This is a genomic window from Streptomyces sp. B93, from assembly GCF_018070565.1.
In the GTDB taxonomy this organism is placed as follows: Bacteria; Actinomycetota; Actinomycetes; order Streptomycetales; family Streptomycetaceae; genus Streptomyces.
Genome location: NZ_JAGPXL010000047.1, coordinates 1 through 14,214, shown reverse-complemented (window position 1 = coordinate 14,214; position 14,214 = coordinate 1). Strand labels below are relative to the sequence as shown.

Genomic DNA, 14,214 nt, shown 5'->3' with positions numbered 1-14,214 from the left:
GCGGCGGCCCAGAGCAAACCTGCGGGCAGGTCGCTCGCCGTGTCAAGCGCCCTCCCTTGGGGCAGCTCACCGGACGCTCCCCCGCCCCCTGGCCCTGACCTGGGGTTCTCCGGCCTGTCTGGTTGATACATGACAGATGTTTGCCTGGTCCCCACCGCCTGCCCTGGCAAGGGTTTGCTATTGCCGCTGCAATGCGGACCGGGCTTAGCTGCGGCCATCCATATCTCCGTCTCGGCACACGGAGGACCACCGCGTGATCTCACCAACCCGGAGCACCGAACGCAGCACCGAGGAATCGGAAACTGAACCGCCGGTTCCCTTTTTTACTCAGGCGGGCACCTTCACGGAGTGCTGGCCGGATATCAGTCGCCACCTCAATGGCCTCTTCGACCGGGGGAAATTCTCCCACGGAAAACAGGTCGCCCTGTTGGAAAAGGCGTTGGCGGAATACACCGGAGCACGGCACGTGGTCGCGGTGAACAGCGGCACCGACGCGCTGGTCCTGCTGCTGCGCGCCTGCGGGATCGAGCCCGGTGACGAAGTCGTCGTACCGGCCTTCAGCTTCGTCGCCTCGGCGTCCTCGGTGGCGCTCGCCCGCGGCAAGCCGGTCTTCGCCGACATCGACCCGGAGACCTACGCCCTCGACCCCGCATCCGCCGAGGCCGCGGTCACCCCGCGCACCAGGGCGATCATGCCGGTGCACCTGTTCTGGCAGCTGGCGGACATGGACGCGCTCGGCGCCCTGGCAGGGCGGCACGGTCTGAAGGTCGTGGAGGACAGCGCCGAGGCGATCGGGATGCGCTGGAACGGCGTGCACGCCGGACGGCTCGGCCACGGCGGCGTGCTGTCCTTCTTCCCCACCAAGACGCTGGGCGCGCTCGGTGACGCGGGGGCCGTGCTGACCGACGACCCGGAGATCGCCGAACGCGTGGCGATCCTGCGCCACCACGGCCGGATGGGCCGCACCGTCGACCACATCGCGGGCATCTCCAACCTCTCCGGGGCCTCGGGCACCAACAGCAAGATGGACGACATCCAGGCGTCCGTGCTGCTCGGCAAGCTGCCCCGGCTGGACGCGGCGATCGCGTGCCGCGCGGAGCTGGCGGCGGCGTACACCGAGCGGCTGCGGGACGTACCCGGTGTGCTGCGGCTGCCCACGGTCGCCCGGCGCGGACCCGGGACCGAGCCGGTCTTCTACGTGTACGTCATCGAGGTCGAGCGGCGCGACCAACTCGTGGACCACCTGACCCGCGCGGGCGTCGGCACCGAGGTCTACTACCCGACCCCGCTGCACCTCCAGCCCTGCTTCGCCGGACTCGGCCACCGGCGCGGCGACTTCCCGCACGCCGAAGCCGCCTGCGAACGCACCGTCGCCCTCCCCTTCCACCCCGACCTCGCGCTCACCGAGGTGGAGCGGGTGTGCGACACCGTCCGCCGCTTCTACACGGGGGCCGCCGCATGAGGACTCTGCCCTTCTTCCCTCCCGACCTCTTCGAGGAGGACCGCGAGGCCCTGCTGTCGACCGTCTTCGAGCTGGGTACGGGCCCCGGTCAGCGCTTCATCCTGGGCGAGCGCACCGCCCAGCTGGAGGAGGCGCTGCGCGAGGCGACCGGCGCGGGCCACGTCATCGCCTGCGGCAGCGGCACCGGGGCCCTGGAGCTGTCCGTGCGCGCCCTGGGCATCGGGCCGGGCGACGAGGTGATCGTCCCGGCCTTCTGCTGTCAGCCGGTGGCCAGTTCCGTGGCCAACGTGGGCGCCACGCCCGTCTTCGCCGACGTCGACCCCTGGACGATGGTCCTGGACCCGGACGCCACCAAGTCGCTGATCACTGAGCGCACCAAGGCGGTGATGCCCGCGCACGTCTTCTCGATCATGGCCGACATGGAACGGCTGGGGGAGCTGGCCCGCGAGCACGGGATCGCCCTGATCGAGGACGCCGCGGTCGCCCAGGGCGCCGTGCTCGACGGCCGTCCCGCCGGGCGGTGGGGCGACCTCGGGGTCTTCTCCTTCTTCCAGGTCAAGTCGTTCGGTACGGCGGGCGAGGGCGGGGGCGTCCTCACCGACGACGACGAACTGGCCCGGGCCTGCCGGATGGTGCGCAACCACGGTCAGGACGGCGTGCACCGCTTCCTCCACCACCGGATCGGCCAGAACAGCCGGTTCGACGAGGTGATCGCGGCCTTCCAGCTGCACCGGCTGCCGGGCTTCCCGGCGCGCCTGGAGCGCCGGGCGCGGATCGCCGACTACTACACCGAGCGCTTCGAGCCACTGCGCGAGCGCGGTGTGATCGCTCCGCCCGCGGGCCGCAACGGCCGCTGCTACTACGTCTACTCCCTCCTCGTGGAGCGCCGGGAGGACCTGCGCGCCTACCTGACGGAACGCCAGATCGGCACGCACATCTACTACCCCGTGCCCCTCCCCCGCCAGCCCGCGTTCGCGCCGTGGGCCCCCGCGGACGGCAGCTGGCCGAACGCCGAACGGGTCTCCGCACGCAACCTGGCCATCCCGATCTGGCCCCATCTGACCGACGCGGAGGTCGAGTTCATCGCCGACAGCGTCTGCGAGTTCTTCGCATGAGCGCCCGAGACACCGTGGAGACCCTCATGACCCGCTCGCTCGCCCCGCAGGAGTACGTCTTCGACCCCGCGTGGGAGAAGGAGACCGAACGTCTGCGCACCAACGAGGCGATCTGGGACCCCGGCACCCTGGAACGCCTGGACCGGCTGGGCGTCGCGGAGGGCTGGAACTGCCTGGAGATCGGGGCGGGTTCCGGTTCCGTCGCCCGCTGGCTGGCCGACCGGGTGGGCCCCTCGGGCCAGGTGGTCGCCACCGACCTCCAGACCGAACGGCTGGCGGCACTCGAGGAGATCGACCAGGTCAGCGTCGTACGGCATGACCTGCGGCAGGAGGACCTGCCCGAAGCCGCCTTCGACCTCGTCCACTCCCGCATGGTGCTCCAGCACCTGCCCGACCGCGCCGCCGCCGTGGACCGCATGGTCCGCGCCCTGCGTCCCGGCGGGATCCTCTTCCTGGAGGACACCGACTCCTCCACCCTCTTCCGCTCCTTCCTGTCGGAGGACTTCCTCCAGGACGTGCGGGCCGCCGGGTACGGGCTGATGCGCGACTCGGGCCACGACCCGCGCGGCGGCCACGTCGACCTGCGGCTGGTCCTGGCCGCCGGTCTGGACGCGACGGCCGAGGGCCGGGCGGTGATGGTGCGCGGCGGCTCCGAGCAGGCCCGGCACTACATGCTGTGGCTGGAGTTCATGCGACGGCGCATCGTCGACGCGGGCCTCCTGGACGACGCCCGCATCGACCAGGCCCTGGCGGAGATGGCCGACCCGGCGCACCACTGGCTGAGCCAGGTGCTGATCAGCACGGTCGGCCGCAGGCCGGGCGGCGCGGACGGCCGGGGGGAGACGCGGCGATGACGGCGACATCGGCCTTGCCGGGCGCCGGGGTCCGGGAGCGGGCCGGCGCCTACGCCAAGCTGGCCAAGCTCTCCTTCTACGACTACTACCTGTGCGTCCTGGTCGTGCTCGCGCTGCTGCCCACGGCGGCCTGGGACGAGCCCCGGACCTGGTGGGTGCTCGTCCTGTTCGACCTGGGCTGGGTGGGGATCGTCGCCGCCACCGTCTCACTGGACGACGTCACCGGTGTGCGGGACGGCAGCGACGCCCGCAACTACGACCCCCGGGAGTCCCTGCGGGCCCGCGACCGCAAGCCGCTGCTCGACGGACGGCTCACACTCCGGCAGGCCCTGCGCTTCGGCTGGCTGTGCGCGGGCGCGGGCGCGCTGCTGTGGGGTCTGGCCGCGGTGGTCGCACCGCACCACCCGTGGTGGGCCCCGGCCGCGGCGGCGTTCTCCGCCGTCATCAGCGTGCAGTACTCCTACGGTCTCAAGCTCAGCTACCGGGGCGGCCAGGAGGCCGTCATCCTGCTCAGCACGGCCATCAGCGTGCTGGTGCCGTTCGCGCTGCTGAACGGCGGGATGACCGGGGCCGCCTGGCTGGAGTGCTTCCTGTTCGGGCTGTGGAGCCTGCTGGTCTCGGTGTACTCCAACATCAACGACGTGGAGGGCGACCGCGAGGCGGGCCGCCGCAACCTGGCCACGAGCGTCTCGGCTCGCGCCTACCGGGGATTCGTCGCCGCGCTCTCCCTCGCCGAGACCGGCGCGATCGTGCTCGCGCTGGCGGTCGGCGCCGTACCGCTGTGGTTCTGCGCGTTCCTGGTCCCGGTGCTGGTGCTGCGCGCCCGGCAGATGCGGGCCGGGCTGGTCGCGGGCCAGGTGCTGTCGGCCCGCAAGCAGGGCGTCACCATTCACCGCTGGGGTGTCGCCCTGCTGATCGTCGCCAATCTGCTCCTCGTGCACTACGGCTGAAAGGGCAACCCCTGATGTCCCCATCGACGAGCAAGGGCTCCCCGCGGCGTGAGGGCCGCAAGGTGGCCGTGGTCGGCCAAGGGTATGTGGGCCTCCCGCTGGCCGTACGGGCCGTTGAGGCGGGCTACACGGTCGTGGGCTACGACGTGGACAGCGCCCGGATCGCCCGGCTGCGGGCGGGTGAGTCCTTCGTGGAGGACGTGGACCAGGCCCGCCTGGTCAAGGCCCTGGAGTCGGGGGCCTACCTCCCGACGACCGACGCCGCCTCGCTCGCGGACTTCGACGTGGCCGTGGTCACCGTGCCCACGCCGCTGCTGGACGACGTACCCGATCTGACCGCCGTGGAGGACGCGGCCCTGACGCTCGCCGGGCACCTGCGGCCGGGCGCCCTGGTCGTGCTGGAGTCCACCACCTATCCCGGCACCACCGAGGACGTGTTCGGGGCGCTGCTCCACAAGGAGAGCGGTCTGGTTCCCGGCACCGACTTCCACCTCGGCTACAGTCCCGAGCGCATCGACCCCGGCAACGGGCGCTGGACGCTGGAGAGCACCCCCAAGGTCGTCTCCGGGGTGGACGCGGAGTCACTGCGGCGGGCCACGGCGTTCTACGGCACCATCGTGGAGCGGACCGTCCCGGTGCGGGACCCGAAGACGGCCGAGCTGACCAAGCTGCTGGAGAACACCTACCGGCACGTCAACATCGCGCTGGTCAACGAGATGGCCGTGATCGCGCGCGAGCTGGGCATCGACGTGTGGGAGGCGATCGACGCCGCCTCCTCCAAGCCGTTCGGCTTCATGCCGTTCACCCCGGGGCCGGGGGTGGGCGGGCACTGTCTGCCGGTCGACCCGCGGTACCTGTCCTGGCGGGTCGAACGCGAACTCGGCCGCCGGTTCCGCTTCGTGGACCTCGCCAACGACGTCAACGCCCATATGCCGCACTACGTGGTGGAGCGTCTCGTGCGGGCGCTCAACCGGCTCCACCGGTCCGCCAACGGCTCCCGGATCCTGCTGCTCGGGCTGGCGTACAAGCGCAACAGCGGCGACGCCCGTGAGTCACCGGCGCTGCGGGTCGCGGAGCTGCTGGTGCGCACCGGGGCGCAGGTGCGGGCGGTGGACCCCCATGTACGGGAGGCCCCGCCGCTGGTGTCGGGGGTGCGGCGCGTGGAGCTGACCGAGAGGGAGGTGGCCGCCGCCGACGCCGTGGTGCTGCTCACCGACCACGACGACTTCGACTACGGCCTGGTGCAGCGGCAGGCCCGGCACGTCCTGGACTGCCGGCGACGTCTGCCCCCGGCCGCCAACGTCGAGGTTCTGTGATGCCGGACGTCTCCGGCGGTGCCCGACGCATCCTGCGGGACGCCTCCCTGTCGGCGGTCACCGCCGGAGCCGTCGCGGTCATGGTCTCCTTCGCCGGACCGCTGACGATCGTGGTGCGGGCCGCGCACGCCGGGCACCTCACCGAGGCCCAGCTGTCCTCGTGGATCTGGGCGATCTCCCTGGGCAGCGGGCTGACCGGACTCGCCCTCAGCCTGCGCCACCGCGCGCCCGTGGTGGCGGCCTGGTCGACGCCGGGCGCCGCACTGCTCGTCGGGCAGCTGGACGAGATCGGCTACGAGGCGGCGATCGGGGCGTATCTGGCCGCCGCCGCGCTGACCGTCCTGGTGGGGGTGACGGGTCTGTTCGACGCCCTGATGCGGCGGATTCCGCCCGCGGTCGTCTCCGCGGTGCTCGCCGGGGTGCTGGTGCGCTTCGGCCTCGACGCGTTCCGGGCGCTCGAGGACAGCCCCGCCCTGGCCGCGGCGGTACTGGCCGGATACGTCCTGTGCCAGCGGGCCGCGCCCCGGTACGCCATCGCGCTGCCGCTGGCCGCGGGCGTCGCCGTGGCAGCCGTCACCGGCTCGCTGTCCCCGTCCGGCACCCGGCTCTCCCTGGCGACACCGGTGTTCACGGTGCCCGCGTGGCCCGCCGAGGCGCTGGTGAGCCTGGCGCTGCCGCTGTTCCTCGTCACCATGTCCGCACAGAACGCCCCGGGCGTGGCGGCCCTGCGGGACGCCGGGTACCCGGTGCCCACGGGCTCCCTCATCCGCGGCACCGGCGTGGCCGGGGTCGTCTTCGCACCCTTCGGCGCGCACGCCCTCAACCTGGGCGCCATCACCGCGGCGATCTGCACGGGCCCCGATGCCCACGAGGACCGCGACCGCCGCTATGTGGCCGGACTCAGTTGCGGAATTCTCTTCGTCGCCGTCGGTCTGTTCGGTACGACGGTCGCCGGACTGTTCGCGGCACTGCCGCCCGCGTTGATCGCCGCCACGGCCGGAATCGCCCTCCTCGGCGCCCTCGGCGGCAGTTTCTCCGGGGCGTTCACCGAGGCCGAGGACCGTACCGCGGCGCTTGTCGCCTTTCTCGCCACGGCCAGTGGTCTCACGCTGCTCGGCCTGGGCGCGGCCTTCTGGGGCCTGGTGTTCGGGGTCGTCTGCCGGGCGGTGCTGAGGCGGCCGGATCAGGACCGGAGAACCGCTGGAGAACGGGTGGAGCGCAAATGATCCAATTAAATATCCAGAAGACTTCTCAACATTGTTGACACTATACTTGCTGAGCCATTTCCGCGGGCAAGGTAGGGGGATTCTCATGCTGGAACATGAACTTCGCGTACCTCAAAGCGAATGGGCCACAACCCGACAATTATCGTGAGGTCCGAAGCGATCGGCCCCGGCAGGCTGCGCCGGGAGCTGAACTCCGGCACCGCGTTCCAGGAACCCGGCCATCCCACCTCGCTGGTGGGCCGGGACGTCGAGATCCTCACCCTCTCCGCCCAACTGCGGCAAGCGGCATACCGGTTGGTCACCCTCACCGGTCCGGGGGGCGTGGGCAAGAGCAGACTGGCCGGCGCGGCCGTGGCCGACCTCCAGAGAGCCCGGGGCACCCGTCTCGACCTGCACGGCACCACCGACGAGGAGGCACTCGGCGAGATCCTCGGCGTCCGGCCGCCGCAGGAACCGGCCCTGCTGTTCCTCGACGGCTGCGACCAGCTGACCGACGACGCCGTCGCCGCGGTCGAGGCCCTGCTCGACCGCTTCCCGCGGCTGAGCGTCCTGGCGACCGGACGGCGTCCGCTGCGGGTGTACGGCGAGCGGCTGTTCCCGGTGCTCCCGCTGCCGACGCCGCCACCGCCGTACCGGCAGGACGTCCTGGAACTCCAGGACTACGCCGCCGTGGAGCTGTTCGTCGACCGGGCGCGGGCGATCGATCCGGCCTTCGCGCTGACGACGGACAACGCGCAGGCGGTGGCGGAGATCTGTCAGCGGATGGACGGTCTGCCGCTGGCGATCGAACTCGTCACCGAGCGGCTGCGGCTGTTCCGGGTGGACAGCCTGCTGACGCGGCTGCGCGAGGGCAGGCCGGTGCTGGGCGGCGAGCACGTCGCCCGCTCGCCGCTGCACCGTTCCATCGGCACCATCACCGAGCGCAGCTTCCGGCTGCTCGACGAGGAGCAGCGCTCGCTGCTGACCCGGCTGTCCGTCTTCACCGGCTGTATGAACCTGGCCATGGCCCAGGAGGTGCTGGGGCTGCCCGCCCATCGCGCCGAGCAGGTCGTCGAGACCCTGGTCGGCCTCCACCTGCTGCGGGTCAGCCCGGGCGACGGCGAGCCTCGGTTCACGATGTACAACACCGTCCGCGAGTTCTGCCTGGAGCGGCTGGAGTCGACGGACGGACTCCAGGACGCCCGGCAGCGGCACGCCGAGCACCTGCTGTCGCTGGCTCTCCAGGCGGAGCCGCATCTGACGGGGCCGCAGCAGCCGCAGTGGCTCCAGCGGCTCGCGCTGCTCCACGAGGACCTGCTGGCCGCGTTGACGCACCTGGAGACCAGTGGCCGCCACGGCGACGCCGCCCGGGCCTCGCTCGCCCTGCACCGCTTCTGGCTGGTGCGCGGCCATCTCGGCGTGGGTGAGCAGTGGCTGGCCAGGGCGCCGACGGCGTTCCTCGCCGACCCGCGCCACCGGCACCTCGCCCCGCGTGCCGAGGCCGCCCGGGGTGAACTGGCCATGCTGCGTGGCGACACCCGGCTGGCGGCGGACTGTTTCCGGCACGCGGCCACGGCCTTCCAGGAGCAGGGCGAGCACGTCCAGGAGCGGGCCGTGCTGGCCCGGCTCGCCGTGGCCCAGCACTTTCCGCGTCCGGCGCCGGTCACCAAGGCGGCGCGGCAGCTGCTGCGGGCGACCGCCGACGACGGGGCGGACGGCCAGTTGGCGAGCGCCACCCTGGAGCTGGCGATGGCCTGTCGGCTCCTGGACGTCAAGCTCGCCGCCGATCTGCTGGACGCGGCCAACGCGCGGTTCATGCGGGCCCGGGACGTGCGCGGCGAGGCGCTGGTGCAGGCCATGCGCGGCAAGCTGGCCGCACGCTGCTGGCCGGGCCCGAGTACGAGGCCGGACGGCGGGAGGGCCGGGTGCTGTCCGCCGACGCGGCCGCGAGCGAGGCGCTCGCCGTCAACCCGCCCTCGTACGAGCCCGCGTCGGCGCTGTCCCGTCCGGTGCAGCTGACCGCCCGCCAGTACGAGGTGGCGATGCTGGTCAGCCAGGGCCTGACCAACCGTCAGATATCCCAGCAGTTACGGCTGTCGGAGTGGACGGTGGTCAATCACGTGCGGCAGGTCATGCGCCGGCTGGACGCGCCCTCGCGCATCCATGTGGCGCAGTGGGTGCTGCACCGGCAGCGCCGCAACGGCTCGGGGAACGGAGCCGAGTGACCCGGGTCCCGGTCGCGCCGTTCAGCGGGTGACCGGGACCCGGCCCAGCTTCTCCGGGTTGCGTACCGCGCCCACCGCGGTGATCACCGGCCGTCCGTCGACGAGTTCCAGCTCGACGGTGACGACGGCGAACACCTGCTCGGGGGTCGCCAGTACGGCAGCGGGCACGTCGCCGTACTGCTCGCTCATGCGGACCACAAGCCCGGCCGGGTAGCGGCCCGCGGTGGAGGCGAAGTACTCGGCGAGGGTGGCCGCCCCGTGCAGCGGCACGCGCGGGGTCTCCGCGTGCCCGTTGCCGTCCGCCCACAGGGTGACGTCGGGGGCCAGCACCTCCATGAGCGACTCCACGTCCCCGTCGAGACAGGCGGCGACGAAGCGTTCGGTGACCACCCGGGCCTGCCTGCGATCGGGCCGGAAGCGCCGGTTGCGCCCCTTCACATGGCGCCGGGCGCGGCTGCCGAGCTGCCGCACGGCCGCCTCGGAGCGGTCGACCGCCCGGGCCACCTCGGAGAAGCTGAAGCCGAACACCTCGTGCAGCACGAACACCGCGCGTTCCAGCGGCGACAGTGTCTCCATCATCACCAGGACCGCCAGGCTCAGCGACTCGCCGAGCAGCGACTTCTCCACCGCCACGTCGGAGGAGACCAGCAGCGGCTCGGGCAGCCAGGGGCCCACGTACTCCTCGCGGCGGGCCTGGCTGCGGCGCATCTGGTCGATGGCGGTGCGGGTGACGGCGCGGACCAGGTACCCCCGTGGGTCAGCCACCTGGTCCCGGTCGACACGTCGCCAGCGCAGCCAGGTCTCCTGGACCACGTCCTCGGCGTCGACCACACTGCCGAGCATCCGGTAGGAGATGGCGAACATCAGCTGACGGTGCCGCTCGAACGGATCGGAGACCCCGGACGCACCGGAGACGGCTGCGGCCTCGGCCATGCCTCCCCATCTCATCGGGATCAGCGCCCTTCCCGATCGGCCGCCGACGGTTCCTGCGAGTCTACAATCATGGCTTTCAACCGCTCGTACCGAATCTTGCCGTTCTCGTTGCGCGGCAGTTCCTTCTCGATCTCCAGCAGTCTGCTGGGCAGGTACCACTGCGTCATGCCGCGTTCGACGAGGATGCCGACCAGCTCCGCCAGCGTGGGGCAGCGGTCACCGTCGCCCACCACGACCACGCACTGGCGCTCGTTGCCGTCCTCGTCCTCGTAACCGACCAGCACCGCCTCCCGCACGCCGGGATGGCGCAGGATCTCCTGTTCCACCTCCGCGACGGGGACCATCAGGGTGCTGCCGACCCGTCGGCTGACCCGTCCCGAGAACCGGATGCCGCCCCGGCCGTCGGCGCGGACGAGGTCTCCGGTGTCGAGCCATCCGTCGTCGTGCCGCCAGGTCTCGCGGAACGGCTCGTCGGATCCCGGCTGCCAGAACCCGACGGCGACCGAGGCGCCCCGCACCCACAGCCGGAACACGTCGTCGCCGGGCACCGGTCGCAGGTCCGCCTCCAGGCCGGGCAGCGGCGAGCCGTCGCTCTTGGCCGCCCAGTCGCAGGGGTCGTCCTCGCGCGTCCTGAACCCCATGCCCGCCTCGGTCATCCCCCAGCAGGAGCGCACCGGGACGCCGAGTCCGTCGTAGAGGGCCCGGACCAGTTCGGCCCGCACGGGAGCGGCACCGGACATGACGAACCGGAGCGACGGCAGGGAACGGGGCCGCCGCGCCTGTTCTGCGACCAGTTGCTGGGCGAAGGCCGGGGCCACGAAGGTCTGCGTCACCGAGGCCTCCGACAGCAGTTCGAGATACCGCTCCGGTATCCACACGTCCTGGTAGACGCCGGTGCCCCCGGCCAGGATCGGCCCCAGCACGCAGTACAGCGTCCCGGCGGGGCCCGTGATCGGGTGCGGGGTGCTGAACACCTCCCGCTCGGCCCAGCCCCGCTCCAGGGGGCTGCCGCCCGCGCCGGTGCCCGCGTACAGGGTGTTCTCCGTGTGCAGGACGGCCTTGCGCCGACCGGTCGTGCCGGAGGTGAACAGCATCATGCAGACCTGGTCGAGGGCTTCCCCGCGCGGCAGGCGGGGCGGCGCAACCCGCTGCTCGTGCGGGGTGCGCACGAAGTACGCGCCGAAGTCGACGGCCCACGGCGGCACCCGGTCCCCCAGGACCACGCTGTGCCGCAGCCAGGGCAGCCGGGGCGCGATCTCCTCGAGCGCCGCCACACAGTCGTAGCCGTCCCAGGTGTCCAGGACGACGCACACCTGGGCGCGTGCGGCCGCCAGCATGCGTTCCAGCTCCAGCGCGCGCAGGGTGGGCACCAGGGGTACGGCGATCGCGCCCGTCCACCGGCAGGCCAGCAGCAGCGCCGCCGCCTCCCACCGGTTGGGCATCTGGAAGGCGACCCGGTCACCGCGGCGCACCCCAAGGGAGGTCAGCGCGGCACTGAACCGCCGTACGTGGGCGGCGAGTTCGGCGTAGCGCACGGTCGTCGTGCGGCCCTCCTGCGCCCGGTACCCGACGATCGCCGGATGGTCCGGGCGTTCCGCCGCCACCCGCAGCAGATCGTGCAGGACGGAGGTGTCCCGCCACCAGCCGCGCTCACGGAACCGCCGGGCGACGTCGCCGGGCACGCGGAGCCCGGCGACGTCCAGCCCGGTGAAGGGCTCCGTCATGAAGCGCCGCCCGCCGCGGGGGCGGACACGATCTCCAGTCCCGGATCGACGACGTCCCGGACGGGCTCCATCCCCCAGGCCTCCTTCTGCAACAGGTGCAGTTGCAGGGCGCTGACCCCGACCACCTGTTCGACGATCTTCCCGTTCTCCAGCCGTACGGTGTGCTGCTCGATGCTCGTCCCCCGCTCACCGGTGGGTTCGTGGCCGAAGTAGGGTCCGGTGTTGTGCCAGTGCAGCGCGAACCGGAAGGCCGCCCGGGTGCCGTCGGCGCTGTAGAACTCGTCGTGCAGGACGGCCCGGACACCGGGGTGGGCGCGGTGGACCTCCTCGCAGAACTTCAGCAGGAACTCCACGCCCTTCACCCCCCAGGCGAAGGGGGTGTACAGGACGACGTCCGGAGCGTAGAGGTCCTTGAGGACCGGCCAGTCCTGATCGCCGAGCGCCGTGACGTACCGCTGGATGACCGTGTTCTCGGTGTTCTCGGTGTTCTCAGCCATGGGTGACTCCTCCTTGGAATACCGGCATTTCGACTAGTCCGCCGCGCGGGTGAGGCCCGCCCCGGCCCCGGCCGCGCCGCCCTGCGGCTCCCCGTCCGCCTCCACAGCGTTCGGCCGCTGGTGCGTCGGCAGCAGCAGCGCGAGGCCCGCGGCGACGACGGCGACCGCCACCGTCAGGAAGAGCCCGTGGCGCACGGCGTCGGTGAGGCCCTCGGCGTACACCGCGTCCGCGAGGCGTCCGGCCTGCTGGCGCACCTCCTCGGGTACGCCCTCGGCGGCGAGCCGGTTCTGGAGCAGCGCTCCGACCGCCGCTGCGCCCACCACGGCACCGATCTGACGGAACGTGGTGAACATGCCGGAGGCGACACCCGTCAGCCGCGGCGGGATGTTCCGCATCGCGAGCGTGCTGGTCGGCGCGAAGACCAGGCCCATGCCGATACCGAAGACGATCTGGCCGGGGACGATGGCCCACACACTGGAGTCCGCCTGAGCCATCAGCGCGGTGAGCGCGATACCGGAGCCGAAGATCAGCAGTCCGGGCACGAGGAGCTTGCGGCCACCCAGTCGCTCGACCGCGTTCCCCGCCACGGGCGCCACGAAGAGGGACACCAGCGGACCCGGTACGAGCGCCAGTCCCGCCTCCCCCGCCGACAGTCCCAGCGCCGACTGGAGGTAGAGGGTGAGCGGCAGCAGTACGCCGATGGACCCGAACAGCAGCAGCGCGCCCAGCGTCGCCGAGACGGTGAACTGGCGGTCCCGGAACAGCTCGAAGGGAACCAGCGGACGGCTCGCCTGCCGGGTGCGCTGCTGGAACGCGAACAGCCCGAGCAGCACCACGCCCGCGGCCAGCACCAGCGGAATGCTGAGGAACGACTCGATGGTGCCCCAGTCGTAGCGCTCACCCTCGATGAGGGCGTACACGATGAGCGTCAGTCCCGCCGTGGACAGCACGGCACCCGGCAGATCGAGCGAGGACCGCTGCGGCGAGCGGACGTCCGGCACCACGAGGACGGCACCCACCAGGGCCACGACCCCGATCGGTACGTTGATGAAGAAGATCCAGCGCCAGTCCAGACCGGAGACCAGCGCACCGCCGACGGTGGGACCGGCGACGGTCGCCAGACCCGCGACGGCGGACCACACGCCGAACGCCGCCCCACGGCGCTCCGCGGGGAAGACGGCGCTGATGAGCGCCAGCGTCTGCGGCATCATCACCGCGGCGCCGAGCCCTTGGACGGCGCGGGCCGCGATCATCTGCTCCGGCGTGTCGACCATGCCGCACACCGCGGAGGCCAGCGTGAACAGCGCCAGCCCCGCGACGAAGGTCCGCTGGGCGCCGTACCGGTCCCCGAGGCGCCCGGACAGCAGCAGCAGCGTCGCGAAGACCAGCATGTAGGCGTTGGCGAACCACAGGATGTCGTCGAGCGAGGCGTCGAGTCCCGCGGCCATCTCCGGAATGGCGACCGTGACGATGGTCGTGTCCAGCAGGGTCATGAAGAAGCTGGCGCAGAGCACCCCCAGCACCAGCCAGGGGTTCACCTGCCTTGCTTCTCGTACGTCTGTGCCCATCCCGTGGCCCCCTTGTCCGCCGTCCGTCAGGTGCTCTCCTGACAGGACCGACGCACGCGGGCGAGGAACTGTGACATGGCGCGGGACGCCGGTTACTGCGGGGGGTTGCCGTGCTTGCGGGAGGGCAGGTCGGCGTGCTTGGTGTGGAGCATCGCGAGCGACCTGATGAGTACCTCGCGGGTCTCGGCGGGGTCGATGACGTCGTCGACCAGACCGCGCTCCGCCGCGTAGTAGGGATGCATCAGCTCGGACTTGTACTCCTTGACCATCTTGTCGCGCATCGCCTCCGGGTCCTCGGCCTCGGCGATCTGACGGCGGAAGATGACACCCGCGGCACCCTCGGCGCCCATCACGGCGATCTCGT

The 14,214-nt window shown here is 71.9% G+C and carries 13 protein-coding genes; 8 read left to right on the top strand and 5 right to left on the bottom strand.

Annotated elements, in window-relative coordinates:
• The first annotated feature begins 253 nt into the window (after nt 1-253).
• The 8 genes from KBY47_RS30300 to KBY47_RS36795 all read left to right on the top strand — a co-directional run bounded on the left by KBY47_RS30300 (nt 254) and on the right by KBY47_RS36795 (nt 9,127).
• Nucleotides 254-1,462 carry a DegT/DnrJ/EryC1/StrS family aminotransferase gene (locus KBY47_RS30300; protein ID WP_308405347.1) on the top strand — a complete coding sequence of 403 codons (1,209 nt, stop codon included), beginning with the start codon at nt 254-256 and terminating at the stop codon, nt 1,460-1,462.
• Complete coding sequence (locus tag KBY47_RS30295; RefSeq protein WP_210926743.1) at nt 1,459-2,577, top strand: DegT/DnrJ/EryC1/StrS aminotransferase family protein; 1,119 nt, start codon at nt 1,459-1,461, stop codon at nt 2,575-2,577. Before KBY47_RS30300 ends, KBY47_RS30295 begins: the two co-directional genes overlap by 4 nt.
• Entirely contained in the window at nt 2,574-3,431 is an 858-nt protein-coding gene (locus KBY47_RS30290) for a class I SAM-dependent methyltransferase (protein ID WP_210926741.1), read from the top strand. The genes KBY47_RS30295 and KBY47_RS30290 overlap by 4 nt, the downstream gene beginning before the upstream one ends.
• On the top strand, nt 3,428-4,381 hold the full coding sequence (locus KBY47_RS30285; RefSeq protein WP_210926739.1) for a UbiA family prenyltransferase: 954 nt from the start codon (nt 3,428-3,430) through the stop codon (nt 4,379-4,381). The genes KBY47_RS30290 and KBY47_RS30285 overlap by 4 nt, the downstream gene beginning before the upstream one ends.
• A gap of 14 nt (nt 4,382-4,395) precedes the next feature.
• Entirely contained in the window at nt 4,396-5,697 is a 1,302-nt protein-coding gene (locus KBY47_RS30280; RefSeq protein WP_210926736.1) for a nucleotide sugar dehydrogenase, read from the top strand.
• Nucleotides 5,697-6,923: a benzoate/H(+) symporter BenE family transporter gene (locus tag KBY47_RS30275; protein WP_210926734.1), complete on the top strand. Its 1,227-nt coding sequence runs from the start codon at nt 5,697-5,699 to the stop codon at nt 6,921-6,923. Before KBY47_RS30280 ends, KBY47_RS30275 begins: the two co-directional genes overlap by 1 nt.
• Nucleotides 6,924-7,067: 144 nt before the next feature.
• Nucleotides 7,068-8,921: a hypothetical protein gene (locus tag KBY47_RS30270; protein WP_210926732.1), complete on the top strand. Its 1,854-nt coding sequence runs from the start codon at nt 7,068-7,070 to the stop codon at nt 8,919-8,921.
• Complete coding sequence (locus KBY47_RS36795; protein ID WP_308405346.1) at nt 8,828-9,127, top strand: LuxR C-terminal-related transcriptional regulator; 300 nt, start codon at nt 8,828-8,830, stop codon at nt 9,125-9,127. The genes KBY47_RS30270 and KBY47_RS36795 overlap by 94 nt, the downstream gene beginning before the upstream one ends.
• Before the next feature lie 21 nt (nt 9,128-9,148).
• On the opposite strand, the gene sigJ is transcribed toward KBY47_RS36795, so the two are convergent.
• The 5 genes from sigJ to KBY47_RS30240 all read right to left on the bottom strand — a co-directional run.
• Nucleotides 9,149-10,060, bottom strand: coding sequence for an RNA polymerase sigma factor SigJ (sigJ, locus tag KBY47_RS30260; RefSeq protein ID WP_210926730.1), 912 nt, complete (start codon nt 10,058-10,060; stop codon nt 9,149-9,151).
• Nucleotides 10,061-10,080: 20 nt separating this feature from the next.
• On the bottom strand, nt 10,081-11,784 hold the full coding sequence (locus KBY47_RS30255; RefSeq protein WP_210926727.1) for an AMP-binding protein: 1,704 nt from the start codon (nt 11,782-11,784) through the stop codon (nt 10,081-10,083).
• A complete protein-coding gene (locus KBY47_RS30250) occupies nt 11,781-12,281 on the bottom strand; it encodes an ester cyclase (RefSeq protein WP_210926725.1) in 501 nt (166 codons plus the stop codon). The genes KBY47_RS30255 and KBY47_RS30250 overlap by 4 nt, the downstream gene beginning before the upstream one ends.
• 33 nt (nt 12,282-12,314) lie before the next feature.
• On the bottom strand, nt 12,315-13,820 hold the full coding sequence (locus tag KBY47_RS30245; protein WP_210926722.1) for an MFS transporter: 1,506 nt from the start codon (nt 13,818-13,820) through the stop codon (nt 12,315-12,317).
• A gap of 122 nt (nt 13,821-13,942) precedes the next feature.
• A partial coding sequence (locus KBY47_RS30240) for a carboxyl transferase domain-containing protein (protein ID WP_282108445.1) occupies nt 13,943-14,214 on the bottom strand: 272 nt, incomplete at its 5' end.

Bases quoted from the DNA above. Each gene is read 5' to 3' on its own strand.
- KBY47_RS30250 (WP_210926725.1), bottom strand. From the start codon at position 12,281: ATGGCTGAGAACACCGAGAACACCGAGAACACGGTCATCCAGCGGTAC.
- KBY47_RS30255 (WP_210926727.1), bottom strand. From the start codon at position 11,784: ATGACGGAGCCCTTCACCGGGCTGGACGTCGCCGGGCTCCGCGTGCCC.
- sigJ (WP_210926730.1), bottom strand. From the start codon at position 10,060: ATGGCCGAGGCCGCAGCCGTCTCCGGTGCGTCCGGGGTCTCCGATCCG.
- KBY47_RS30290 (WP_210926741.1), top strand. From the start codon at position 2,574: ATGAGCGCCCGAGACACCGTGGAGACCCTCATGACCCGCTCGCTCGCC.
- KBY47_RS30280 (WP_210926736.1), top strand. From the start codon at position 4,396: ATGTCCCCATCGACGAGCAAGGGCTCCCCGCGGCGTGAGGGCCGCAAG.
- KBY47_RS30275 (WP_210926734.1), top strand. From the start codon at position 5,697: ATGCCGGACGTCTCCGGCGGTGCCCGACGCATCCTGCGGGACGCCTCC.
- KBY47_RS30285 (WP_210926739.1), top strand. From the start codon at position 3,428: ATGACGGCGACATCGGCCTTGCCGGGCGCCGGGGTCCGGGAGCGGGCC.
- KBY47_RS30295 (WP_210926743.1), top strand. From the start codon at position 1,459: ATGAGGACTCTGCCCTTCTTCCCTCCCGACCTCTTCGAGGAGGACCGC.